Source organism: Thermomicrobiales bacterium, assembly GCA_037045155.1.
GTDB lineage: Bacteria > Chloroflexota > Chloroflexia > Thermomicrobiales > CFX8 > JAMLIA01.
Map to the genome: position 1 here is coordinate 1,125,872 of JBAOIG010000003.1, position 25,435 is coordinate 1,151,306.

Consider the following 25,435-nt stretch of genomic DNA (forward strand, 5'->3'; position numbering starts at 1 on the left):
ATGCAGGACGAATTCGAACGCCCGGAAACCGATATCGCCATCGCCGCGGACGGCACGGCGCGAGTCAATGGGCTGGTTCTCATCAACGAGTTCAACCGGCGACTGGACGCGACCATCGATGACCCCAATGTCGCTACCATCGGTGGGTTCGTCTTCGGTCACATCGGCCGAAAGCCAGAGCTGGGCGACGAAATCGTCACCGAAGGGCTACGCTTTCGTGTCGAGGCGCTCGATGGTTTGCGCATCGCTCAGCTGACTGTCATTCCAGTTGGGTCGGCAGGGGAGCGGTCAAGTCGCCGGGATGACGCCACGCAGCACGGGTGATCGTGCCTACGCGATCAACAATCCGAGCCTGCGGACAAATTGACGGACATTGATCGTCCAGCCGACGCCCCAGACACGAGGAACAAGCACGCGTTCGTCCTCACGATTCCAGGCTCGTTGGCGCACCCGATCAGGCGTCGGGAGACGAAAGTCGTACGGCACGCCGAGCGCTTCGCCGTGCCAATCGCGATCTTCGGGCGCTCGCCCAAGCTGATCGACGAGCGCTACCCCGACGACCACGGCCAGCGCTATCCCTGCCAATCGACGGATTCGCCGTATCATGATCACTCCTGTTAACACGGAACCGCCGGCCGGCCAGCACGCAGAATAGCGCAGGGCGAGGCGCTCCGCTCCGTGCGTACGTACGTAGTCACCTTGACACTGTCCCAGTCCGGCTTCTAAGATCAGTCAGACACTGCTTGAGTTGTTCAGCCTGAAACAACGGTTGACCCGCGATCAAGCAACGCGCCAGGGTCGGCGCGGTTCTCGAACGTTACCAACTGAAGCCCAAATGGAAACAAGGAGCAACGAGAATGGAATATGTTCTCATTGCGCTCGCTTCCGCGGTGCTGGGCGGCGCCATTGCAGCATTGCTGACGAGAGCTCACTTGCAATCGAGCGCAAGCTCGATGGTCGGCAAGGCGAACCTCGAGGCGCAGCGCATCACTGAGGAAGCAGAAGCGCAGCGACGCGAAACAGTTCTTGAAGCCAAGGACGAAGCGATCCGGATCCGCAACGAGATGGATCGCGAGGTTGCTAACCGACGCCGCGACACCGAACGGATGGAGCGGCGGATCGAGCAGAAGGAAGAACAGTTCGATCGCAAGACCGAACAGGTCGATCGTCGGGATCGCAACCTGGAGCGTCGCGAAAAAGAGCTCGACCAGCGCGAAGGCGAGCTCAAAACCTTTCAGGATCGCCAGGAAGAGGAGCTACAGCGGGTCGCCATGATGACGACCGACCAGGCCCGCGAGGTTCTGCTCCGGCAAACCGAGGATGACATGCGCGATATCCTCAATCGTCGGGTCCACGAGCTCGAGCAGGAGGCCAAGGCAGAAGCAGACCGCCGCTCACGCAAGATCCTGGCGACAACCATCCAGCGTATTGCCAGCGACTACATCGCCGAATCGACCGTCTCGGTCGTCCCTCTCCCGAGTGACGACATGAAAGGACGTATCATCGGCCGCGAGGGTCGTAACATCCGGGCGCTCGAACAGGCGACTGGCTGCGACCTGATTGTCGATGACACGCCCGAAGCGGTCACACTCTCCGGGTTCGACCCGGTGCGGCGAGAGATCGCCCGACGGGCGCTGCTCAAGCTGATACAGGACGGACGGATCCATCCGGCTCGGATCGAGGAGGTCGTCAACAAGACTCGCCTCGATCTCGAGCAGGTCATGCGCGAAGAGGGCGAGAAGGTCGCCTACGAAGCCAATGTCCAGGGTCTGCACCCGGATCTGATCAAGCTGCTGGGACGGTTGAAGTACCGCACCAGCTATGGCCAGAACGTCCTGGCTCACTCTCTGGAAGTGTCGTTGGTCGCCGGGGCACTGGCAGCCGAGCTCGGCGCAGATGTCAATGTCTCGAAAACGGCCGGCCTCCTCCACGATATCGGTAAGGCGGTCGATCACGAGGTCGACGGCCCCCACGCCCTGATCGGCGCAGACATCGCCCGACGACTGGGCCGCTCGGCTCGGATCGTCCACGCGATCGCCGCGCACCACGGCGAAGAAGAGCCACAGACGGTCGAGGCGTTCATCGTCGCTACCGCCGACGGCATCAGCGGCGCTCGACCCGGCGCCCGGCGTGAGATGGTCGAAACCTACATCAAGCGTCTGGAAGCTCTCGAAGCAGTCGCGAACTCGTTCGACGGAGTCGAGAAGTGCTTCGCTATCCAGGCTGGACGCGAAGTGCGGATCATGGTTCAGCCGGAGAAGGTCGACGACCTGGCCGCCGCAAAGCTGGCCCGCGATATCGTCAAGAAGATCGAAGAAAATCTGGAATATCCGGGACAGATCAAGGTGACTGTTATCCGGGAGACACGAGCTGTCGACTACGCACGCTAGTTCCAATCCAGGACACTATCTCGGAAACGCCGCGGTCAATTGACTGCGGCGTTTCCTTTTCTCCACGCTCCGCGTGGTTGACGGTTCGAGCATCATGATGGTATGACTACCGTGACGCTGGGCCGTTGGCCGGTTGCGGTGGTTGGCGCACAACCACGCGCAAGCGCAACGGTATGGGGAAAAGCGTCGTTGGGGGATGGTGTAGCTCCACGTATCGCGGACGAATCCAATGCTGTCCGAGACGGCAGCGAGCGTCGCGAGGTCACGCTGGTCGATATAGCCAGCGGCTTCGGGCTCGCCTTGGCACATCCGTCACGACAGACAGCTTCCGAAAGATTCAGTCTCCCGCCCAAGCCACATCAGCGACGGAGGTAGAGGACTGGAGTAAACGAACAAACACGCACAAGCGCTCATGCTGCAATGCACGCTTCAGAACAACGTTACTGGCACAGAACGGCATCGCCGTCCTGATGGAGGATTTTCATGGATCGGTTCTTCAGCAAGTTGGACCTGCGCGATATCAAGATCGACCCGGAAGCGAAGTTCCCGCCGGATGGCGACTCCCTCGCAGAAGCTGACTACAGCGATAATCACGCGAGTTGGGACGACGCCGAGAATGCCGGCGCGGCGACAACCCAGACGATCGTCAAGGTTGAGCAGCGCAACGGCGAAGTCCTGAAGGTATCCGCGCGTTCCCGGCCCAGCGCCGTCGCTGGCGCAATCGCGGGCGTCGTACGCGAGTCCGGGCGAGCCGAGGTGCAAGCCATCGGCGCCGGGGCCACGAATCAGGCAGTCAAGGCGGTTGCGATCGCGCGTGACTACCTCCAGGAAACCGGCATCGAGGCGATCTGCCTCCCCGCCTTCATCGACGTCACGATCGACAATGAGGACCGCACGGCCATCCGACTGATCGTTGAGCCGCGATAGGGCGCGTTCCGGTGACAAGCCCGCGTCCTCGCCGGGCGGATTTTCACACTCATTCGACGGCATCCGACGGAACTCTCGCCCCCGCCGATCTGGTTTACCAGGCCTCCCGGCGGGGGCTCACTATTCTGGCGTTGACCGATCACGACACGACGCTCGGGCTGGCTCCGGCGATGGCGGCCGCTGCCGACCTGGGCATCAGGCTGATCCCGGGGATCGAGCTATCGACCGATGTCGAGCACGGCGAGATCCATATCCTCGGGTACGGTATCGACCCGGCCGACGCCACGCTCCAGACGACACTGGCGACCTTACGACAGGCGCGCGAGTCTCGCATCGACCGGATGGTGGCGCAGCTGCGGTCTATCGGCATCACCCTGAACCGGGATGCGATCCAGCCAAACACGCCCGGCGGATCGATTGGCCGCCCACATGTCGCGCGCGCAATGGTTGACGCTGGCTATGTTACGTCTGTCCCGGAAGCATTCGCGCGCTTCATCGGCAATGGCAGACCAGGCTATGTTCCCTCGCAACGGCTGACACCAGCCGAAGCAGTCCGCCTCATCGTCGCCGCGGGCGGGCTGGCCTTCCACGCCCACCCGCTGACGTCGCCCCTCTTCCCAGGCAATCTGGACGATCTCATCGCCGCGGGGCTGGCCGGCCTCGAGGCATATTATGGTGAGTACACTCCATCCCAATGCAAGCGGCTCGCCGCGATCGGGCGGGCGCACAGGCTGCTCCTCAGCGGCGGGAGTGACTACCACGGCGACCAGCTCAAGCACGGGCGCGACCTCGGCGAGGTAGACATCCCCGATCGTGTGACGCAGGCGTTGCTCGCGGCACTCGCCGCTCGCACGCGGCACGGGCTGAGTTGAGGCGTTCTTCGACTCTGCTAGACTGCCGCGCATACTCGTTAGCTCGGTCATCTCCGACCGGCGATCTGCCCGCCACGACGACAATCGCCTCCAGAATGGATCAGCTTCGCTGTGCATGAGGGAATCGACAACGAATCGACGCTGCCTGCCGGGCCAGTTGCCGCGATTGTCGTTGCGGCCGGCTCGGGCACACGCTTCGGTGACAGTGAGAAGATCTTTCTCGATCTGGCGGGCCGGCCGCTTCTACTCTGGTCAGTGGAGCGCCTGGCTCGGCACCGGACAATTGAACAGGTGGTCGTGGTTCTCGGCGTACACACCCACGACCGCGGGAGAATGCTGCTCGATAGCGCAGGACTGACAGGTGTTGTGACCTGCGCTGGCGGCGCGACCCGGGCGGACTCCGCGCGATCCGGACTGGCGCGCCTGCCTGACGCCGGCATCATCCTCGTCCACGATGCTGCCCGTCCCTTGCTGGACGCTACACTGATCGACCGGGTCATCGCCGCCGCTCGCCAGACCGGCGCTGCGATCCCGGTCATCCCGGTCAGCGACACCCTGCACCGGAGAGCGGACAGGGGTGTCTCTGGCGGGGTTGTCGATCGAGACTCGCTGGCGGCCGCGCAGACACCCCAGGCTGCGCGGCGCGACTGGCTCGCGAACGCGCTCAGTCACACCGGCCAGTCAACCGACGAAGGGGGCATGTTGCAGCAGGCTGGATATCCTGTCGCGCTGGTGGCCGGGGACACACGCAACCTGAAAATCACCTGGCCAATCGACCTCGTCATCGCGCGAGCGATCATGGCTGCCGGAGAGGAGGCTGAATGATTCGCGTCGGTATCGGCTACGATATTCATCGCTATGCCGCCGGCCGGCGCATGGTGCTCTGCGGAGTGGAGTTCCTCGACGAGGAGGGGCTCGAAGGTCATTCCGACGCCGACGCAGCGCTGCACGCCGTGACCGACGCGATTCTCGGCGCGGCCGGCATGGGCGACATCGGGGACCACTTCCCGCCGGGTGTTGAGGCGTGGCGCGACGCCGATAGCGGCCGGCTGCTGGAACTGGCGATCGACATCGTTCGATCGCGCTTCACGTTGGTGAATATCGACCTGACGATCATCGGCGAGCGCCCCAAGGTGGCGCCCCGCCGCGCCGACATGCGCATACGACTAGCAACGCTCACGGGATTGCCGGCCGAGCGTGTCAACATCAAGGCAACGACGAACGAACAACTGGGGGCGATTGGCCGCGGCGAAGGGCTCGCCGCGCTGGCCGTCGCGCTGCTGGAGGAGCGGACAGGGACATGAGAGCGGTCGTCCAGCGAGTGCGACGGGCGTCGGTCAATGTCGGCGACGAGCGAGTTGCGGAAATCGGCCACGGGCTGTTGGTCCTGCTCGGCGTCCACACCGGGGATACTGCGGCGGAAGGACGACAACTGGCCGCGAAGATCGCCAACCTGCGGATCTTTGCCGATGAGGCCGGCAAGATGAATCTTTCAGCGCTCGATCTGGGGCTGGAGATCCTCGTTGTCTCTCAGTTCACCCTCTATGGCGATGTTCGCAAAGGGCGTCGTCCGTCGTTTGTCACCGCTGCGCCGCCCGATATTGCCTCGCCGTTGGTCGATCTCGTCGCCGCCGAGTGTCGGGCATTCGGGCTGGCGGTTTCCACCGGTGTTTTCGGAGCTGAGATGCAGATCGGGCTCGTCAACGACGGGCCAGTGACGATCTGGATCGACACCACCAACCTCCCTCGCTAACAGGAAGACCGGGGGCAACAACCGATGACGCGCGACGATGAACAACCCGATGCTGGGGCCGACGATCTTCCTGAGTGGCTTCGTGAGAAGCCAGGCGCCGCTGGCGACATCAACCTGCCGGACTGGCTCGATATGCCGGAGGATGAGGACGAGCTCGACCTCGCCCGCGACCGTCAGCCGCCCGATATCGCCGTCCCGCGAGTCTCGCCGGCCTGGGTCGTGCGCGAACCCGCATCTGAGGATTCGCCGTTGCCGCCGAGCGGGCCGGCCAATGTCATGCCCCGATCCCGGCGACTGTTGCCGGGAATCGCGCTCGCGGCAGTGTTGATCATCGTGATGCTACTCGTCGGTTGGCAGCTTCTCGCGTGACAGTCGGCGATCTTTCGGCGCGAGGATTAGCGCTGGTCATCGATATCGCCGACGACGCACTCCGCGGTGTTCTCCTGGCGCGCGTCGAGGGGCAGGCTCGATTCATCACGTCTGCACGATGCGAGCGACACCCATCACTCTCCGCGACGGTTGAGCTTCTGTCGGAGCAGCTGGCCATCCAGACAGGTCTCGCCGTCGCGGATATCCAGAGGGATCCACTCTTCGTCTCTACGAACCCCGACGATCTGACCAATCGGTCGCTAGCCGTCTCCGATCGCCTGTCGATCATCGAGCAGTCCTGCGCGGCAGCCGCTCAGATACGTGACGAGCCAGTCGGGTATCTCGAATCGCGGCTCGCAGATGGACAAGTCGTCGTCGTTCGCGCGACCCCATCGGGCCGGCCAGAAATCCATACGAAACCGGTTTCAGCGCCAAGGCCCGGCGATCCGTCCGCTGCGCTCGCGGCTCAGATCGAAGAGATCCGCCTCGTGTGGAGGGCAACCGGTGGGGGCGTCGGCCTGCTCATCGCCGGTGAGCCATTCTTGACCATGGAACCCAGCCTCGTGTTGCTGACGCTGGCTGACAGCGTTGTTCCAGCCAGCGAGCAGATGGATATCGTCATCGACGCTGACGGACTGGCGCCTGTCGCCGGATTGCTCGCAGACGAGGCGCTTGTTTCCGTCGTCCAGCACGATCTGCTACTCCCATACGGGCGCGTGCTGACAGTGCGTGGCGCTGGGGAGTCCGGGACGCTCGCTATCAGGGGGGCAGTCACCTACGCCGCGACGGTGCGGGCCAGGTTCAGCCTGTCGTGGGGTGGCGTTCGACGAATCGCGCCGAAGTCGCGGCAGGGCGGAACCATCACGATTGCCGGACAACCTGGCGCGACGATCAACGGTCAGCGAATCTATGAGGTCGACACGACGGCGCTTGGCAAGGCCGGCCTGCTTGTGGATGCCCGTGACCCGGAGCGTATACCGGCGGCGAATCCAGACCTGCATGTGTCCTGGCTCGCGGAAGCCGCAGAACTCTGAACAGCATCGTCTGGTGGCCAGACACGAGCGGCCCGTTCTCCGGTTGGAGAACGGGCCGCTTTCGTCAGCGATTAATGGTAGCGGGGATCAGCCGACCTCGCGGAATTCGCCCTCGACGGTCGTCTCGTCCTCGTTCTTGGCCTGCGGTTCCTCGGAGGCGCCATCCGGGCCGGCCTCGTGGCCAGCGGCCTCCGCCTGCTCGTACATCGACGCGCCAGCCTTCGAGAGTGTCTCGTTCATTTCATCGTAGGCTGACCGCAGCCGATCGATGTTCTCGGGGTCGTTGGCCAGGATATCGCGGACTGTGGCGACCTTCTGCTCGAGGTCGAGCTTGACGTCGCTGGAAACTTTGTCGCCGTAGTCCGAGAGTGTCCGCTCGGCCTGGTAGACCATCGCCTCGGCCTGGTTGCGGAACTCGATCGCCTCGCGCCGGGTTCGATCCTCCGTCGCGTGCGACTCGGCCTCCTTGACCATCCGGTCGATCTCGTCCTTGTTCAGGCCGCTCGACGCGGTGATCGTCACCTTCTGCTCCCGACCAGTTGCCTGATCCTTGGCCGAGACGTTCAGGATCCCGTTGGCGTCGATATCGAAGGTCACCTCGATCTTGGGGATTCCCCGCGGCGCGGGAGGAATGCCGTCCAGGATGAAGCGAGCCAGCGTCTTGTTGTCGGCCGCCATCGGCCGTTCCCCCTGGGTGACGTGGATCTCGACCTGGCCCTGGCTGTCCGAGGCGGTCGTGAAGATCTGGCCCTTGCGAGTCGGAATCGTCGTGTTGCGCTCGATCAGCGCGGTGGACACCCCGCCGAGCGTCTCGATCGACAGTGTCAGCGGAGTGACATCCAGCAGCAGGATGTCTTTCACCTCACCGCCGAGGACGCCAGCCTGAATTGCCGCGCCAACCGCGACAACCTCATCCGGGTTGATGCCCTTGTGCGGCTCCTTGCCAAAGAAGTCCGTTACCGCCTTCTGAATAGCCGGCATGCGGATCTGGCCACCGACGAGCAGGATCTCGTCGACATCGCTCTTGCTCAGCCCAGCGTCCTTGAGGGCGGCATCCATCGGCCCGACAGTGCGCTTGATCAGATCGTCGACCAGCTGCTCCAGCCGCGAACGCGTCAGTGTGACGTTGAGGTGCTTCGGGCCACTGGCGTCGGCGGTGATGAACGGCAGGTTGATGTCGGTCTGCTGGGTCGAAGACAACTCGATCTTCGCCTTTTCTGCGGCCTCCTTGAGCCGTTGCAGCGCCATCCGGTCGCTGCGCAGATCGATGCCTTCCTGCTTCTTGAACTCGTCCGCGAGCCAGTCGATGACGCGCTGGTCGAAGTCGTCACCCCCAAGGTGGGTATCACCGTTGGTCGCGAGGACCTGGAAGACGCCCTCGGAGAGGTCGAGGATCGAGATGTCGTAAGTGCCGCCGCCGAGGTCGTAGACGGCGATCTTCTCGTCGCCTTTTCTATCGAGGCCATAGGCCAGCGCCGAGGCAGTCGGCTCGTTGATGATGCGCAGAACCTCGAGGCCGGCGATCTGGCCGGCGTCCTTGGTCGCCTGTCGCTGGCTGTCGTCGAAATAGGCCGGGACAGTGATGACCGCTTTGTCGACCTTCTCGCCGAGATAGGCCTCAGCGTCCGCCTTCAGCTTCTGCAGAACCATCGCGGAGATCTCGGCCGGCCGATACCAGCGGTCGCCCATCTTGATCTCAAGGCTGTTACTGCCGCCCTGGCGCACGTCATACGGGACGAGCTTCAGATCGCGCTGGACTTCCGGTTCGTCGAAGCGCCGACCGATGAAGCGCTTGACCGAGAAGATCGTGTTCTTCGGGTTGGTGACCGCCTGGCGCTTGGCAAATCGGCCGACCAGCCGTTCGCCGTTCAACGACATCGCAACAACGGACGGCGTCAGGCGCTCGCCCTCGGCGTTTGTGATGACTGTCGGCTCGCCGCCCTCGATCACCGCGACGACGGAGTTCGTCGTTCCCAGGTCAATCCCGATAGTTCGTGCCATATGACTTGTCCTCCTCAGAATGACTCCGGTGCGGCCCGCTGCCGTCCCGGCTCTGCTATGCCTCTGGGCTGTTGCCCGTGTTGTTCGGGTTCGCGCCGACCTTCACCATGGCCGGCCGAAGCACCGAGTCTCGAACCAGATAGCCGCGCTGAAATTCCTCGACGACGGTGTCCGCCTGTTCGGCGCCTTCATCGACCATGATTGCGTCGTGCCGGGCGGGGTCGAACGGGTGACCAATGCTCTCCATCGGCTCGACGCCCTCACCGCCCAGCAGATTCCAGAGCTTTCGCTCGACGAGCTGGATGCCCTCGAACCAGGGATCTGCTGCAATCACCTCCGGCACCGACTTCAGCGCCCGCTCGAAGTCGTCGGCGATCGGTAGCAGCTTGCGGACGATATCCTCGGCCGCGCGCTGACGAGAGAGCTCGCGCTCCTGCTCGATCCGCCGTCGGTAATTCGCGAACTCAGCGCGCGAGCGCTGAAGGGTATCAAGCAGTTGCGCGGCGTCGATCCGGAGCTGGTCCAGCTCCGACAAGTCATCCGGCGCCGGGCCGGGCTCCCCGGACACTCCGGGTGAAGGTTGGACGTCCTCTACCACACTGTTCCTCCAAGTCCGATAGTTACGCATCTTGTGCCGTATAGAGATCGCGCATCAGGTCGCTCATCAGCTGTGCCATGTAGCGCACCGATGAAATCGACCGTTCATATGGCATCCGGCGTGGCCCGAGAATACCGAGCAGGCCGGTGACCTCCTGGTCGACGCCATAGGTAGCGACCACAACGCCGAATGGCCAGAGTTCTTCCGAGCGGTTTTCCTCGCCGATGAAGACCTGAATATCGTCGCCGTAGGTCACCTGCGGCAGCAGCTCCGAAAGCAGCGCGCCGCCACGCAGCAGATCGAACAACCCCTGGGCCGCGTCTGACCCGGAGAATTCAGGCTGTTGCAACGCGTGTTCCACGCCGTGGTAATGCAGCTCAGTAGCGCTGGCCTGGGTCGAAGCCAGGGTCGAGACCACATGCTCACAAACCACGCGGTCCAGCCCGGAGAGACCACCACTCCTGCTGCGTGCCTCCTCGGCAGTCAGGTTCATCAGCAGCAGGTTCAGACGATCGGCGCACGCGGAGAGGTTTTGCTGGCCGACTTCGTCGTTGAGATGTAGCACTCCCTGGCGGACGGTACTCTCCTGGGTGACAAGGATCAGCAGCACTGACCTGTCGTTGAGCGACAGCAGCTCGAAGTGACGCAGGCGCGACATGCTCGGCTTCGGCGAGGTGACCAGCGACACGTTCTGGGCAAAGCCGGAAAGGACGCTCGCCGCGAGCTGTAGCCAACTCTCCAGTTGCGTCTCGACCTGCCGGAACTGGTGGCGGATCATGATCTGGTCGTTCGGCGGCAGCGCCGACTCAACAGCATAGTTCTTGACGTAGAAGCGGTAGCCACGATCGGTCGGCACTCGGCCGGCCGAGGTGTGCAGCTGGTGGATATAGCCCATGCGCTCCAGCGAGACCATCTCGTTGCGGACTGTCGCCGACGAGATACGCAGCGGGTAGCGCTCGATCAGGGTATGCGACCCGACTGCGCGGCTGCCCTGGACGTATTCCTTGACGATCAATCGCAGAATCTCGCGTTGGCGGAGCGTCAGCTCGTGCTCGGACGACATGCTTCTCTCACAGACTTAGCACTCTCCGTGGGCGAGTGCTAACGACTGAAAAGGATAGCAGTTGATACGACCAGTGTCAAGGTTGCCGGTGGCCAGGCTGGGAGCGCGATCGTCACGCTAGCGGGGGGCGCTGCCGGCTGAATCGGTGAGCTCGCGACGAACATCAAAGACACCGCGAATGCCCTCGACGCGCTGAAGGATATGGCTCAACTGCTTCACGCCGGCCACATCGATCGTCATGAGCACCGTGACGGTTCGATCCTCATGGACTTTGGTGAGGACGCTCAGCAGATTGACGCGCTCATCGGCGACGAGGCTGGTGATATCGCGCAAGAGCGCGACACGATCCCAGGCTTCTATCCGGATTGCGACCGGGTAGGACCGCGCGGCCTGTTCGCCCCAGGAGACCGGGACCTTTCGGCCGTCCTCGTCCACGTTCCTCATGTTGCTGCAATCGGCGCGATGCACGGTGATGCCACGACCACGGGTGACATAGCCGACGATCTCATCGCCATAGACCGGTTTGCAGCAGTTTGCGAGCCGCGTATAAAGATCGCCAACCCCCATGACCTGCAGATTCAATGGTTGCTGCGTCGGGATGTGGCTGGGCGGCGGGGTGAGCACCTCGGGCTCGCGGGATTCAACCAGGCGGGTGGCTATCTGCTGCGGGGTGATGCCTCCGTAGCCGACCGCCGCGAGGAAGTCATCCAGTCGCTGGTAGGAGTGAAATTGCCGGGCGATGTCGTCGAGCTTCGCTTCGATGCCGAGCCGCCGCAGCTCTCGCTCGAGAATGTCACGGCCCTGGACGATGTTCTCGTCGCGCTCCTGGCGCCGGAACCACTGGCGGATCTTCTCTCGCGCGCCGGCCGTCTTCACGTAACCGTTGGAGGGCATCAGCCAGTCCCGGCTCGGGCCGACTTTTGTCTTGCTTGTCATGACCCGGATGACCTGGCCATTTTGCAGCTTGTAATCGAGCGGCACGAGCTGCTCGTTGACCTTTGAGCCAACGCACTGATGGCCAACCTCGGTGTGAATGCGATAGGCAAAGTCGATCGGCGTGGCGCCGGCCGGCAATTCGACAATATCGCCGCGAGGTGTGAATACGTAGATCATCTCGCGGAAGACATCGGACTTCAGCGACTCGACGAACTCCTGCGCGTCGACGACCTCGTCGCGCCAGTCCATCAGTTGACGCAACCAGCTGATCTTCGCCTCGAGATTGGCGTCGACCTTACGGCCCTCTTTGTAGCGCCAGTGCGCGGCGATTCCGTACTCGGCGATGCGGTGCATCTCGGCCGTGCGGATCTGAATCTCGATCGAATGTCCCTCGGGGCCGAGAACCGCTGTGTGGATCGACTGGTACATGCTCTCTTTCGGAGTAGCGATGTAATCGTCAAACTCACCCGGGATCGGCCGCCACAACAAATGAATCACGCCAAGCGCGCCGTAGCAGTCCTGCTTCTCGGAGACAATGATGCGAAGGGCCAGCACGTCGTAGATCTCATCGAAGCGCGCGTCCTTGCGCTTCATCTTCCGATAGATCGAATAGACATGCTTCTCGCGACCAGTGATCTCGGCCCCGATGCCGGACGCGTCCAGCGCCTTGGTCAATTCGGTTCGCACCCGCTCGATATATGCCTCGCCGTCCGTCCCACGTCGCTCGAGGGCGCGGACAACACCGAAGTACGCCTGCGGGTCGAGATAGCGAAACGAGAGATCTTCCAGCTCCGATTTGATCTGCCAGATACCGAGTCGGTTGGCCAGCGGGGCGTAGATCTCCATCGTCTGCTGGGCGATTCGCTGCTGTGAGGCAGGCTTGAGATGATCGAGCGTGCGCATGTTATGCAGGCGGTCGGCCAGCTTGATCAGCACGACACGGACATCGTCGGCCATCGCCAGGAACATCTTGCGAAGGCTCTCTGCCTGGCGCGCGGACTCACGAGTGGCTCGGTCATCATCGCTCTCGCCGGACCATGGTATCTGGCTTAGCTTGGTGACTCCTTCGACCAGCGCTGCGACCCGCGGCCCGAATTCCCGCTCGATATCGCCGATCTGATAGTCGGTGTCCTCAACGACATCGTGCATGAGCGCCGCCGCCAGTGTCTCCGGGTCGAGCTGCATCTCGGCAAGGATCATCGCGACGGCCAGCGGATGGACGATGTACGGCTCGCCAGACTTGCGAGCAACTCCGTTGTGGGCCGACTCGGCGAAATGGTAGGCGCGCTCAACGAGCGAGGTGTCCATCCCGGTGTTGTCTCGCCGGATGATCTCCAGCAACGAGTCAAGGTTGGGCTGAACGTCCTGCTGCAGGTCCTGTGAAGCTGGAATAGCCATAGTCACCGCCGTCGATTCGAGTCGTCCCGGCGCCGTTCGGCAAAGTCCCGACTGGTCGTCTGGATACAGTCGTTGCGCGATCTAATTGTGCCAGATTCCGCAAGCTGATCGCGGCGTCTCGCGACCGTGTCTGATGGAGTGTTCCCACGCCAAACAGACGACCGCAAGCCAGAACATCGCCTCGCCGGCCAGGAGGGTGCGTTGCCGTTTCTGGCACGCGGCGCTATCCTGAACCGAAGGGCTCGCGTCCGCGCGAGTCACCGTCTCTGGGTTTACATGTGCGTCCCCCGAAGCCCATGGCATCGCGACCATTCAAACAGGTCAACGAGGTGTCGTGCGTAGCGGGAAGGAGAAGGATATGGCGAAGCAGATGCGGTACACGCGCCTGACGCAACCCCTCGTCCGCGAGGCGGGAGCGTTACGGCCCGCTAGCTGGGATGAGGCGCTCGACCGTGCCGCAGCCGGGTTCCGTGCAGCCATCGAGCAGCGTGGTCCGGATGCGTTCGGGATGTTCTCCTGCTCGAAGGCGACCAACGAGGTCAACTATCTCGCGCAGAAGTTCGCTCGCCAGGCGATCGGCACCAACAACGTCGACTCCTGTAACCGCACTTGACACGCGCCAAGTGTCGTCGGTCTGACGGCAGTATTTGGCGCCGGTGGCGGGACTAGCTCGTATCAGGAGGTTGAGAACACCGACCTCGTTATCCTCTGGGGATCGAACGCGCGGGAGACGCACCCGATCTACTTCCACCACCTGCTGAAGGGCGTCCGCAATGGCGCACGACTGTACGTCGTCGACCCACGCAGGACGACCTCCGCGCAATGGGCCGATACCTGGCTTGGTCTGGATGTCGGCTCGGATGTCGCTCTCGCGAATGCAGTCGGACGCGAGATCATCGCCGCCGGTCTGCACAACCCGGCATTCATCCAGCGCGCGACGACCGGCTTCGAGGAGTATCGCGCCGGGGTAGAGCCATACACGTTGGACTATGCCGAGCGCATCACCGGGGTGCCGGCCGCTGCAATCCGCGACCTTGCCCACGCCTATGCGCGCGCTGACCGAGCCCAGCTCTGCTGGACGCTCGGCATCACCGAGCACCACAACGCTGTCGATAACGTCTTCGCGCTGGTCAACCTCGCGTTGCTGACCGGCCACGTGGGCCGCTATGGATCGGGGCTGGTGCCACTCCGCGGACAGAACAATGTCCAGGGTGGCGGCGATATGGGCGCGATTCCCAACAAGCTGCCGGGCGGTTACGACGTTGAGATTCTCGCCGAGCGCGAGCCGTTCGAGCGCACATACGGCCATCCGATCCCGGCGAAGCGCGGCTGGCACCTTTCGGAGATGTTCGACGCAATGGAACGTGGCGCGCTGACAACGCTCTACATCGTTGGCGAGAATCCCGCCCAGTCCGAGGCCGATCAGCACCGAACGATCCGGCTGCTCAAAGGGCTCGACCATGTCGTCGTCCAGGACATGTTTCTGACGAAAACCGCTGAGCTGGCGAGCGTCGTCCTGCCGGCCAGCGCGTCATGGTGCGAGTCGGAGGGGACTGTCACGAGCTCCGAACGACGCGTCCAGCGCGTCCGCAAAGCGCTCGAGCCGCCCGAGGGCGCCCGTGAGGATGGCGCCATCATCATGGATCTGGCCCGTCGACTCGGGTATGACTGGCACTATGGATCGTCGGAAGACGTCTGGAACGAGCTGCGTGAGCTATCGGAATGGCACCGCGGGATGAGCTACGCTCGTCTTGAGGAGCTTGACGGGCTGCAGTGGCCTTGCCCGACCGAGGATCATCCCGGGAGCAGATATCTTCACGAGCGCCTCTGGCACGACCCTGTCGAAGGGCCGCGCGCGGCGTTCCATGCAGTCGATCACACACCGCCTGTCGACGAGCTGACGGATGAGTATCCGGTCCGCCTGACAACTGGCCGGCGGCTCGATGGGTTCAATACCGGCGTCCAGACGGGCGGATATACGTCGCCACTTCGCAAGGGTGAGACGATCGATATTCATCCGGTCGATGCCGACCGGATCGGGATTGTCGAAAGCGAGAACGTCCTCGTGACATCACGCCGGGGGTCGATTGAAGTGCCGGCCCATCTCGATCCGACTCTGCGGCCGGGTCTGGCGTTCATGTCGTTCCATTTCTCGAATCAATCGGCAACCAACATTCTGACGATCGATGCCGTGGACCCGGCATCCGGCACCGCCGAATTTAAAGCGGCTGCGATCCGAATCGAGAAGCTCGGCCTCGAAGCCGCGTCGAAGACGGTCGAGGTCGCGGCAGCAGTGGGGGAGGATTAAGTGGACCTCCATCTGATACCGGGGGCAATCGCGGACGACGCCGAGCGCGGCATCATCGACGAGCTGCTCGGATCACCGGAGACACACTGGGGCGGGGCAGACGAGCGCTCGCCCTATGAGGGCCACGTCGGGCACGGCGGCCACGAGTTGCGCGATCAGCGCCACCTGCTGTTGCCGGCCTTACAGGCGCTCCAGCTCCGCGTCGGCTACATCAGCCCGGGCGGGTTGAACTACGCCTGCCAGCGGCTGGGCGTCGCGCCGGCCGAAGCCTGGGGTGTTGCCAGCTTCTACGCGCTGCTGGCGATTGAGCCGCGACCACCGGTCGTGGCCCACGTCTGCGACGATATCGCCTGCCGGATGCGAGGCGGGCTCGAAATCTGCGCTGCGCTTGAGCAGCGGTTGGGGCCAGCCGGGGCGCCGGCCTTCAACGGCGCTGTCACCTGGCACACAAGTCCATGCCTCGGGCAATGCGAACGGGCGCCGGCCGTGCTCTTTCAGCAGGCAGGCGAGGCGCCAGTCGAAGTGGTCATCGCGCCGGCCGACATCCCGACAACGCTAGCCGGAATTCTGGACGGGCCCGGACAGATCGTCCCCCGAAGTGGCGGCGCGACATCGGCGCCGCAAGCAGCCGACCCTGAGGAACACGGACTGCGACTTCTGCGCCGAGTCGGACGAGTGGATCCGACGAGTATCGACGCCTACCGCGCCAGTGGCGGGTATGAGGGTCTGCGGGTGGCCTTCGCGATCGGCCAGGAAGGGGTCATTCGGGAGGTGACCGAATCGCGGCTGATGGGCCGCGGGGGCGCTGCCTTCCCGACCGGCCGGAAGTGGAACGACGTCGCCCGCGCGCCTGGTCGCCCGCACTATCTGATTTGCAATGCCGACGAGTCTGAGCCCGGCACGTTCAAGGATCGCATCCTGATGGAGGAAGATCCGTTCGCCGTTATCGAGGCAATGACGATCGGCGGCTACGCCACCAACTGCGACCATGGATTCATCTACATCCGCAGCGAATACCCGCTTGCTGCGCGACGGCTGCAGGACGCGATTGACAGCGCCCGTCATCGCGGGCTGCTCGGCGACGACATCATGGGTTCAGGCTTCTCGTTCGACATCACGATTCGTCGTGGATCCGGCGCTTATATCGCGGGCGAAGAAACGGCGCTCTTCAACTCGATCGAAGGTCTACGCGCCGAGCCACGCAACAAGCCACCGTTCCCAACCCAGGCCGGCCTGTTCCGAAAGCCAACGCTGGTCAACAACGTCGAGACGTTCGTCAATATCCCCGATATCGTCCGCTTCGGCGGGCCGGCCTACGCCGCGATCGGCACGGCTGGATCAACGGGCACACGGTTGTTCTGTCTCGCTGGAAGGGTAGAACGACCGGGTGTCTATGAGTTCCCCTTTGGCGTCACCCTACGACAGGTGATCGAGGCGGCCGGCGGAGTCAAGGACGGTGGGACACTGACCGCCATCCTGTTCGGCGGCGCAGCTGGAACCTTCCTGACACCGGACGAGATCGATGTCCCGCTGTCCTTCGAGGGGACTCGCGAGATCGGCGCGTCACTCGGCTCAGGCGTCGTCATGCTCTTCGATGACACAGTTGACCTCGCGGACACGGTGATGCGCATCGCGGCATTCTTCAGAGACGAGTCCTGTGGGCAATGCGTGCCGTGTCGAGTCGGCACCGTGCGCCAGCAAGAGGCGCTCCAACGCCTGGCCGCTAGAGCAACAATCGGATCCGCGGCAGACGAGCACCAGCGCCTTACGGACCTCGCGACCGTGATGCGCGACGCGTCGATTTGCGGGCTGGGCCAGGCTGCGGCAAACGCGGTCCAGTCGGCGATTGAGAAGCTCCCGGTCTTCCAGAACGGACGAACCCCATGACAACACTGATCACACGCGCCCAACTACTGCGTCGCACGGTTACGCTGCAGATCGATGGTCACGAGGTGACTGTCCCAGAGGGGACGACCATCCTTGACGCAGCAAAGCGGGTCGCGATCGACACGCCAACGCTGTGCTACGGAGAAACGCTGACGCCGGTAAACGTCTGCCGCGTCTGCGTTGTCGAGGTCGAGGGCTCACGGGTTCTCGTCCCGGCCTGTTCCCGGCCGGTCGAGCCGGGCATGGTCGTCCACACCGACAGCGAGCGCGTCCGCCATAGCCGCAAGCTGGTCATGGAGCTACTCGGCTCGTCGGTTGATATGGGCTACGCGAGCAACGAGGTCCAGGGCTACTTTGAGACGTATTCAGCCGAGCCCGAACGTTTCGGACCAGCTGCGCCGCCGGAGACGCTTGGCCCCCGCGACTCGGCACAGGCCGGCCACCACGAGGATGCGCCTGAAGGCTACGCCGCGACGGTCGACCAGCCTGCCAAGATCGACAACGCGCTCTATATCCGCGACTACTCGCGCTGCATCCTGTGCTATCGCTGTGTTGAGGCGTGCGGCGTCGATCACCAGAACACGTTCGCGATCGCAACCGCCGGCCGGGGGTTCGAGGCCCGTATCTCCACCGAGCTCGACCTTCCGTTGGGTGATTCGGCCTGCGTCTTCTGCGGCAACTGCATCGAAGTCTGCCCGACCGGCGCATTGATGTTCACGACCGAATACGAGATGCGCCAGAACGGCTCCTGGCACGAGGAGGAGCAGACCGTCACGGATACGATCTGCCCGTACTGCGGCGTCGGCTGCACGCTCTCGTTGCACGTACAGGACAACCGCATCGTCAAGGTGACCTCCCCGGCCGACCATGACATCACACTCGGAAACCTGTGTATCAAGGGGCGCTTCGGCTGGGAATTCGTCCAGAACCGCGCGGAGTCATCCCCGGGCGATGGGGCGAGGCCCGATGGCGCGGGCGACTGAGCAGGCAGCGCAGGCGCCCATCCGCGTAATCCGAGTCTCCGATGGCGGCAACGACGCCGGCAACGATGCCGTCGCAGTCGAGGAACCAATGGAGATCCGGCTCGTGCGGGAGTCGGCCGGCGGATCGATCCGCCGGCCGATCGCAGTCACGATGCGGACTCCCGGAGATGACTTCGAGCTCGCGGTCGGCTTCCTGTTCGGCGAAGGGATCGTTCGCGCGCGAGAGGATATTCTCGATATTTCCTACTGCCTCGATGATGACGTGCGTGAGGAACAGTATCTCAACGTTGTCTCGGTCACCGTCCGACCAGAGCTACCGATTGATCTCGCGCGTGTCGAGCGCAACTTCTATACGACTTCCAGCTGCGGGGTCTGCGGCAAAGCCTCGCTGGAGGCGCTGGAGCTGCAGGCCTGCCAGCCAGTGGCATCTGGTCCATTCGCTGCGCCGGCCATTATCCGCCAGCTGCCCGCCCGGCTCCGAGCCGCTCAACCGGTCTTCCGCACCACCGGAGGGTTGCACGCCGCCGGGCTGTTTGACACAGACGGCACGTTGATCGACCTCCGAGAGGATGTCGGCCGGCACAACGCACTCGACAAGCTGATTGGCCGGCAGGTGATCCTGGGCAGAGCCCCGCTGGATACGCAGATCATGCTGCTGAGTGGTCGGGCCAGCTTTGAGCTACTCCAGAAGGCGCTGATGGCACGGATCTCGATCGTCGCAGCGGTGGGCGCGCCATCCAGCCTGGCGGTCTCGCTGGCAGAGCGATTCAACATCACCCTTTGCGGCTTCGTCCGCGACGACGGCTTCAATATCTACACCGGGGCCGAGCGGCTGGGTTTCGAGCCCGAATGACGCGCATGCCGCAACAACGGGCTCTCCTCGCCCTGGCAATCGTCATGGGTGTGACAATAATCGCTGGTAACCGCTGACTCGTGCAGGCAATCCGTCGCGAATGACGAAGAACGGCTATCATTCCGCGGGTCGACTCGCGGAGCTTCAGAAAGATGGCGTCATGCCAGGATCGACAACCGAGCGAATGCTGCACCCCGACGAGGCGCGGGCGATTGTGATGGCACATGCTGTCCCGCTCACCCCGGAGATCGTGACACTCGTCGCGGCCGGTGACCGCATCCTGGCCGAGGCACTCGTCGCAGATATAAGCCTTCCGACGTTCCCGGCCGCGACGATGGACGGCTACGCCGTCATCCATGACGATCCCGCGTCGTCACGGCTCATCCTCGGATCTGGCTTCGCGGGTGACGCGGCGACAGTCACAGTCACGCCAGGAAGCGCGGCGAAGATCATGACCGGCGCGCCAGTGCCGGATGGAGCCGACGCAGTGGTGCCGGTCGAACGGACCGCGAGCATCGACGGTCGGGTGGAAATCCAGCAGTCGTCGGTCCGGATCGGTGAAAACATCCGGCCAATCGGCGCCGACCTGCGTGCCGGCGAGATGCTCATTCCCGCTGGCGCCCGGATCGGGCCGGCCGAGCTGGGGTTGCTCGCGTCCCTCGGACACGCCGGCGTTCGTGTCGGGCGCGCTCCGCGGGTGGCTGTCCTGTCGACCGGCAACGAGCTGGTTGATCCGGGCGAACTGCCAGGGCCAGGTCAGATCCGCGATTCAAACCGATTCTCACTGGCGCTTGCCGCGCGGCGGGCTGGCGCGGACGTGATCCAGACCGCGCGTCTTGCCGACGACGAAGCGGTGCTGCGCGCCGCGATCGAGCACGCCATCGCCGACGCAGACGTTGTGCTGACCAGCGGCGGCGTCTCGATGGGCGACAAGGACCTCGTCAAGCTGATCCTCGACGAGATGGCGACGGTGCATTTCCGGCGGCTATTCATGAAGCCCGGCAAGCCGCTCACCTTCGCGACCGTGTCTCGCGGGCCACGCGAGGTACTTCTATTCGGCCTGCCCGGCAACCCGGTTTCATGCCTCGTCGGTTTTCATATGTTCGTCCGGCCAGCTCTCCGAGCGCTGCAATCCGCGCCGCCCGATCGCGACGCGACCGTGTCGGTGACCATCGACCGGGATGTCGCGCCATCCGACCGAATCGAGTACCAGCGGGCGATCGTGAGCGTGTCGCCAGATGGCACGCTCGTCGCTCGCAATACGGGATCGCAGATGTCGGCGCGGCTGATGTCGTTCATCGGGTCGAATGCGTTCCTCGTGGTGCCGCCCGGCGACTCTCCGCATCCTGCCGGAAGCCGGCTGGAAGCGATTCTGGTCGACCCGCCACGCCCATTGACAGAGGACGCATGAGGCTAGGCGGACGCAACCTCGCGCTCATCCTGCTCGCGATACTGGCGATCCTCGCCGGGGTGAATATCCTGGTGGCTTCCAGCCACTTCGTTGCCGCATATGATGCCTACGATCGGCTCGAGCTGTCGCTGAGTCAGTTTCATTTCACCAGCCCGGATGATCCGGTCCAGACAGAGTTTGTCATCAACAACCCGAGCGGGGAGCAGATGACTGTCCTCGCGATTGAATTACGGGTGCAGATTGGGGTCCACGACATCGGCGGGGGCGAGGCCAGGCCGAAGACCGTTCTTCGAAGTGGAGAGTCGATGACCGTTCCGATCGAGCTCGCGCTCAATGACAAGAATTATGTCCGCACCGCCAATCAACCAATCGACTGGAGAGTCTCCGGCCGCGTTCAGGTTCAGCTGAAGCCACAGCTCGACCCGGTCTGGGTTCCGTTTGTCGTGCGGTACTTGCCGGAATGAGATCGTACATTCGCCTCATCATCGCGACGCTGCTGGCCAGCGTGGCCAACGCCGGGATCGTCGCCAGCACGACGACGGACCTGCGCGACCTGATGCCTGTCCACATCAGCGATATCTGGCTGCTCCCTGGTCTTGTCCTGGTTGGCACACTGCTGACTCTCGCGATCGGTGATCTGGCGCGAAGCGCGTTCGCGCTGATTGCGGCCGCAGTGCTTGGATCGACGCTTTTCGGCATGGCGATCGCCTCACCGGGGTTTGCGATCCCCGGGGTTCGGGTTACGCTGATCGACCGAGCAACGAACTTCGGCCTGCTTGCGCTGCTCATGACGTTGCTATTTGGCCTATCCGGCATGGTCGTCGCCTGGATGATCGAAGGATTGATCGGCCGGAGCGAGATATAACAGCGGGGATGGAGACCAATACGATGGCAAGTGACGTGGCGGCGCGATCGGTAACGCCAGAGGATCTTTTTCGGATTCAGACAGTGAGCGAGCCTCAGGCATCGCCGGATGGAACGCTCATCGCCTTCACCGTAACGCGGACGGACCAGAAGGAGAATCGCTACTATTCGGCGATCTGGCTCGCGGCCGTCGATGGGAAAGAGTCCTGGCGACTCACATCGGGCCAGCATCGCGATGGATCGCCACGCTGGTCACCGGACAGCGCCACCATCGCCTTCGTCTCCGACCGCAACGCGGACGAGAAGGGCAAGGGGCAGATCTGGACGATCCCGACGACGGGCGGCGAGCCAGAACGCCTGACAACGCTCGCCCGGCCGGTCGAGGAATTCGCCTGGTCGCCATCCGGCACGCAGATCGCGCTCGTTTCGAAGGTGCGAATCGGCCCAGAGCGACCGGATACGGATGTCAGGGTCATTACGACGATTCGCTTCCGGTTCGATGGCGAGGGCTTCCTCGACGACCACTACCGCCAGATCTTCCTGGTTAATGTTCCGGGCGGAAAGGCGCGGCAGCTCACCGACGGCGCATTCGAGCACCAGCACCCCGCGTGGTCGCCGACCGGCCATGAGATCGCATTCAGCAGCAATCAGGACGACGGCTGGGAACTCTCGAGTACTCGCGACATTCATACGATCCGGCCAGCCGGGCGCTCGGTGCGCAAGGTCACCGATGGGACGGGCAGCTTTCGGCGTCCGTCGTGGTCGCCGGATGGCGCCACCATCGCCTGTCTGGGGACGCGCAACCTGGGGAGTGATGCGCCACGGACGGAGTTGTTCATCGTCCCGGCGGGCGGCGGCGCGCCGGAGTCCATGAGCGCGAGCCTCGATCGAGGGCTGGCTGACCAGGCAATCGGCGACATGGCTGCCTTCCCTGAGGCTCCGCCTCGTTGGGAAGCGGGTGGTCGATCGCTGCTGACGCCATGCAGCGACGAAGGAACCGTCCAACTCGCCCGAATCGCGGCGCCAGACGGCGGGGTAACGCTCCTGACTGACGGACGCCACCGGGTCAGCGGCGCATCGCCCCTGCCGGGCGGTGATCTCGCGATCACGATCACGACAGCGACAACGGTCGGGGATATCTGGATTCGCGACGCGGATGGAGGCTTGCGCCAAATCACCAACCTCAACGACGAGTGGCGCGAGCAGGTGGAGCTCCCGGATCCGGAGCCATTCCGCGTCGCGAGCGCCGGCGGGGTCCAGGTCCACGGCTGGGTGTTGAAGCCGCCGGGCTTCGACCCTGCCACGAAGTACCCGCTGCTGCTGGAAATCCACGGCGGACCGTTCGGCATGTACGGTGAGTCGCTGATGCATGAATTCCAGGTGTTGGCGGCGCGCGGCTATGTCGTCCTCTACACGAACCCACGAGGTTCGGCCGGCTACGGCGATGAATTCGCCGGCGCGTTGTATCGTGGGTGGGGCAAGCACGACCTGCCGGATCTGCTGGCGGCCGTCGACTGGGCGATCGGGCAGGGATACGTGGATCCCGAGCGATTGGGCGTTCTCGGCGGGTCCTACGGCGGCTTCATGACCAACTGGGTCATCGGCCATACAGACAGGTTCAAGGCAGCCGTCACTCAGCGCTGCCTGTCGGATATGTACTCCACCTTCGGCACCGACGACATTTACTTCGCGGCGTCCGAGCAGACAATTGGCGGCGACCCATGGGATGATCCCGATATCTATTGGGAGCTATCCCCGATCACATACGTCGATCGGATCGAGACGCCGCTGTTGATCGAGCATCAGGAGCAAGACATGCGCTGCCCGATCGGGCAGGCTCAGCAGCTCTTCATCGCGCTCAAGCGACGCGGCAAGACCGTTGAGATGATGCTCTACCCCGACGAGAGCCACGGCATGTCGCGCACCGGTCAGCCGAAGCATCGGATCGAACGGCTCAATGCGATCCTCGACTGGTTTGACCGCTACGTCTAAGCCGGTCAGCGCCGGCGGCGCATCAATATCAGAAAGAGGATGCCGCCGGCCGCGACTGTCACCGCAGCGCCGATCCAGAACAGCGGGCCAAGCCAAGCCTCGACACTGCTTGGCCGATAGATCGCCAGCAGCACGCTCAGGCTGATCAGGCTGGTTCCGATAAGCCAGGCAACGACCAGCCGGTTGACGAGCGCCTGCAAGTCGCGTGTGTACTTCTCCGCGTCGATGACGCGGATCGCTGTCTCGAAGTTCCCACTCTCCAGAATATTGATCAATCGGTCGAGCCGTCGTGGCGCCTCCAGCAGGAGCTCGAATGCATCTTCGGCGCCCGACAACAGCCGAGTCCCGAGCTCGGCCGGCTGATACCGTCCGAAGACCGCCCGCCGGGCGTATGGCGCAGCGACCTTGACGGGAGTGAAGTCGGGATCGAGCCGCTTGGCGGTCGCCTCATGCATCCCGAGCGTCTTCATCAGTAGCGCCAGATCGCCGGGAAGTCGCAACCGATGCTCGCGAATCAGCCCGGTGATGTCACGGAAGACAACTTCGATGTCGATCTCACCGACCGACATACGCGCGTATCGGCCGATCAGTCGCTCGATGTCACGAGTCAGCGCGGGCCGGTCGAATCGCCCATGGATGATGTCGAGACCGATTGCCGCGTCGATGATGCGCTCTGGATCTTCTCGCGTCGCCGCCCACAGCAGCGACATCAACTGCCGCGAGACTCGAGCGCTGAGGCGGCCGACCATGCCGAAGTCATAGGCGGCAATACGCCCGTCCGGCTGGACCGCGAAGTTGCCGGGATGCGGATCAGCATGGAAAAAGCGGTATACAAACACCTCGTCGAGGATGATCCGGGACGCACGACCCGCCAGCTCCTTACGATCGATGCCGGCCGCGTCCAGCGCAGCAAGGTCGTTGATCCGCAGGCCGTCGATCCGCTCCATCGTCAACACGCGCGTTGTCGTGAGATCCCAGAGCACCTCGGGAATGATGACGTCGCGACTGTTGGCGAAATCCGCGCGGAACGTATCGGCGTTGCGACCCTCGCGGAGATAGTCGAGCTCGTTGCGCAATGTCCAGCTGAACTCCTCGGCCAGATCGACCAGGTCGTACTGCTCGGCCAGAGGGGAGTGGCGTTGCGCAAACGCCGCGAGCTGTTGAAAAACCTGCAGGTCCTCGTTGATCTGTTCCGGCACGCCGGGCTTCTGAACCTTGACGACAACCTGCCGGCCGCCGGAGAGCGTCGCAGCGTGAACCTGGCCGATCGACGCTGACGCCAATGGGACACGGTCAAACGTCTCGTAAAGTTGCTCGATCTCCAGCTCCAGCTCCTCCGTGATGACAGCGACAATGGCATCTGCATCGACCGGAGGAGCGTTCTCGCGCAACAGAATCAGCTCTTCGATGTATTCCGGCGGCAGAAGATCGTCGCGCATCGACAGGATCTGGCCGAGCTTGATGAACGTGGGCCCCAGCTCCTCGAGCGCGAGTCGCAGGTGTTGTGCCTGTGACACCCCGTTCTCACGCCCGCGCCGAAAGCCAATCCGGCCGAGGACGGGCACGCGATCTAACCCGAATTGCTGGATGAGCCACCAGAGCCCGTGATGTGACACAACCCCGGCAATCTCGCGGTATCGGTGGTGATAGCGGAGCATACTGACGCTCATCGCGCGACCTTTCGTGGGGTTGGCTGGGCCACCCTGCCGCCGTCATCTTACGTTGTCCGCGTACAGGCTGTTCCAGCGGAATATGTCGGGACCCGGCGCTGGTAGGATAGCGACGCTGAAGACAGC

Annotated in this window: 23 protein-coding genes; 17 read left to right on the top strand and 6 right to left on the bottom strand. The window is 63.6% G+C overall.

From position 1 onward, the window contains the following. Window positions 1-324, top strand: a complete 324-nt coding sequence (locus tag V9F06_08455) for a transporter associated domain-containing protein (protein MEI2617646.1) — start codon at window positions 1-3, stop codon at window positions 322-324. A 6-nt stretch (window positions 325-330) separates the two neighbouring features. On the opposite strand, the gene V9F06_08460 is transcribed toward V9F06_08455, so the two are convergent. Next, a complete protein-coding gene (locus V9F06_08460; GenBank protein MEI2617647.1) occupies window positions 331-606 on the bottom strand; it encodes a DUF5808 domain-containing protein in 276 nt (91 codons plus the stop codon). Window positions 607-857: 251 nt separating this feature from the next. Between V9F06_08460 and rny the strand changes: the two genes are divergently transcribed. The 8 genes from rny (at window position 858) to V9F06_08500 (ending at window position 7,345) form a co-directional block, all read left to right on the top strand. After that, window positions 858-2,390 (top strand): ribonuclease Y, encoded by a 1,533-nt coding sequence (gene rny / locus V9F06_08465; GenBank protein MEI2617648.1) that lies wholly within the window; start codon window positions 858-860, stop codon window positions 2,388-2,390. 642 nt (window positions 2,391-3,032) lie between these two features. Beyond that, window positions 3,033-3,317, top strand: a complete 285-nt coding sequence (locus tag V9F06_08470) for a stage V sporulation protein S (GenBank protein MEI2617649.1) — start codon at window positions 3,033-3,035, stop codon at window positions 3,315-3,317. A gap of 11 nt (window positions 3,318-3,328) precedes the next feature. Next, window positions 3,329-4,189, top strand: coding sequence for a PHP domain-containing protein (locus V9F06_08475; GenBank protein MEI2617650.1), 861 nt, complete (start codon window positions 3,329-3,331; stop codon window positions 4,187-4,189). A gap of 111 nt (window positions 4,190-4,300) precedes the next feature. Continuing rightward, the gene (gene ispD, locus V9F06_08480; protein ID MEI2617651.1) at window positions 4,301-5,014 is read left to right on the top strand and encodes a 2-C-methyl-D-erythritol 4-phosphate cytidylyltransferase; all 714 of its coding nucleotides are present in this window, start codon (window positions 4,301-4,303) and stop codon (window positions 5,012-5,014) included. Next, window positions 5,011-5,493 carry a 2-C-methyl-D-erythritol 2,4-cyclodiphosphate synthase gene (gene ispF, locus V9F06_08485; GenBank protein MEI2617652.1) on the top strand — a complete coding sequence of 161 codons (483 nt, stop codon included), beginning with the start codon at window positions 5,011-5,013 and terminating at the stop codon, window positions 5,491-5,493. The genes ispD and ispF overlap by 4 nt, the downstream gene beginning before the upstream one ends. Continuing rightward, window positions 5,490-5,942, top strand: coding sequence for a D-aminoacyl-tRNA deacylase (gene dtd, locus V9F06_08490; GenBank protein ID MEI2617653.1), 453 nt, complete (start codon window positions 5,490-5,492; stop codon window positions 5,940-5,942). Before ispF ends, dtd begins: the two co-directional genes overlap by 4 nt. A 24-nt stretch (window positions 5,943-5,966) precedes the next feature. Beyond that, a complete protein-coding gene (locus V9F06_08495; protein MEI2617654.1) occupies window positions 5,967-6,311 on the top strand; it encodes a hypothetical protein in 345 nt (114 codons plus the stop codon). Beyond that, window positions 6,308-7,345 carry a hypothetical protein gene (locus V9F06_08500; GenBank protein MEI2617655.1) on the top strand — a complete coding sequence of 346 codons (1,038 nt, stop codon included), beginning with the start codon at window positions 6,308-6,310 and terminating at the stop codon, window positions 7,343-7,345. The genes V9F06_08495 and V9F06_08500 overlap by 4 nt, the downstream gene beginning before the upstream one ends. Window positions 7,346-7,432: 87 nt before the next feature. Here V9F06_08500 and dnaK read toward each other — a convergent pair whose 3' ends face one another. From dnaK to V9F06_08520, 4 genes are all read right to left on the bottom strand, one after another. After that, window positions 7,433-9,346, bottom strand: a complete 1,914-nt coding sequence (dnaK, locus tag V9F06_08505) for a molecular chaperone DnaK (GenBank protein ID MEI2617656.1) — start codon at window positions 9,344-9,346, stop codon at window positions 7,433-7,435. A gap of 55 nt (window positions 9,347-9,401) precedes the next feature. Then, window positions 9,402-9,944, bottom strand: a complete 543-nt coding sequence (locus tag V9F06_08510) for a nucleotide exchange factor GrpE (GenBank protein ID MEI2617657.1) — start codon at window positions 9,942-9,944, stop codon at window positions 9,402-9,404. Window positions 9,945-9,966: 22 nt separating this feature from the next. Next, window positions 9,967-11,007: a heat-inducible transcriptional repressor HrcA gene (hrcA, locus tag V9F06_08515; GenBank protein MEI2617658.1), complete on the bottom strand. Its 1,041-nt coding sequence runs from the start codon at window positions 11,005-11,007 to the stop codon at window positions 9,967-9,969. A gap of 117 nt (window positions 11,008-11,124) precedes the next feature. Further along, entirely contained in the window at window positions 11,125-13,341 is a 2,217-nt protein-coding gene (locus V9F06_08520; protein MEI2617659.1) for a bifunctional (p)ppGpp synthetase/guanosine-3',5'-bis(diphosphate) 3'-pyrophosphohydrolase, read from the bottom strand. 358 nt (window positions 13,342-13,699) lie between these two features. Between V9F06_08520 and V9F06_08525 the strand changes: the two genes are divergently transcribed. The 8 genes from V9F06_08525 (at window position 13,700) to V9F06_08560 (ending at window position 23,639) form a co-directional block, all read left to right on the top strand. After that, entirely contained in the window at window positions 13,700-15,649 is a 1,950-nt protein-coding gene (locus V9F06_08525) for a molybdopterin-dependent oxidoreductase (GenBank protein ID MEI2617660.1), read from the top strand. Next, window positions 15,650-17,536, top strand: coding sequence for an NAD(P)H-dependent oxidoreductase subunit E (locus V9F06_08530; protein MEI2617661.1), 1,887 nt, complete (start codon window positions 15,650-15,652; stop codon window positions 17,534-17,536). Continuing rightward, window positions 17,533-18,519: a 2Fe-2S iron-sulfur cluster-binding protein gene (locus tag V9F06_08535; protein MEI2617662.1), complete on the top strand. Its 987-nt coding sequence runs from the start codon at window positions 17,533-17,535 to the stop codon at window positions 18,517-18,519. Before V9F06_08530 ends, V9F06_08535 begins: the two co-directional genes overlap by 4 nt. Continuing rightward, a complete protein-coding gene (gene fdhD, locus V9F06_08540; protein ID MEI2617663.1) occupies window positions 18,503-19,372 on the top strand; it encodes a formate dehydrogenase accessory sulfurtransferase FdhD in 870 nt (289 codons plus the stop codon). Before V9F06_08535 ends, fdhD begins: the two co-directional genes overlap by 17 nt. Window positions 19,373-19,532: 160 nt before the next feature. After that, the gene (glp, locus tag V9F06_08545; GenBank protein ID MEI2617664.1) at window positions 19,533-20,783 is read left to right on the top strand and encodes a gephyrin-like molybdotransferase Glp; all 1,251 of its coding nucleotides are present in this window, start codon (window positions 19,533-19,535) and stop codon (window positions 20,781-20,783) included. Then, entirely contained in the window at window positions 20,780-21,247 is a 468-nt protein-coding gene (locus V9F06_08550) for a hypothetical protein (GenBank protein ID MEI2617665.1), read from the top strand. The genes glp and V9F06_08550 overlap by 4 nt, the downstream gene beginning before the upstream one ends. Further along, on the top strand, window positions 21,244-21,648 hold the full coding sequence (locus V9F06_08555) for a hypothetical protein (protein ID MEI2617666.1): 405 nt from the start codon (window positions 21,244-21,246) through the stop codon (window positions 21,646-21,648). Before V9F06_08550 ends, V9F06_08555 begins: the two co-directional genes overlap by 4 nt. A gap of 23 nt (window positions 21,649-21,671) precedes the next feature. Further along, window positions 21,672-23,639 carry a S9 family peptidase gene (locus tag V9F06_08560; GenBank protein ID MEI2617667.1) on the top strand — a complete coding sequence of 656 codons (1,968 nt, stop codon included), beginning with the start codon at window positions 21,672-21,674 and terminating at the stop codon, window positions 23,637-23,639. A gap of 5 nt (window positions 23,640-23,644) precedes the next feature. Here V9F06_08560 and V9F06_08565 read toward each other — a convergent pair whose 3' ends face one another. After that, window positions 23,645-25,309, bottom strand: a complete 1,665-nt coding sequence (locus tag V9F06_08565) for an AarF/ABC1/UbiB kinase family protein (GenBank protein ID MEI2617668.1) — start codon at window positions 25,307-25,309, stop codon at window positions 23,645-23,647. Between the last annotated feature and the right edge of the window lie 126 nt (window positions 25,310-25,435).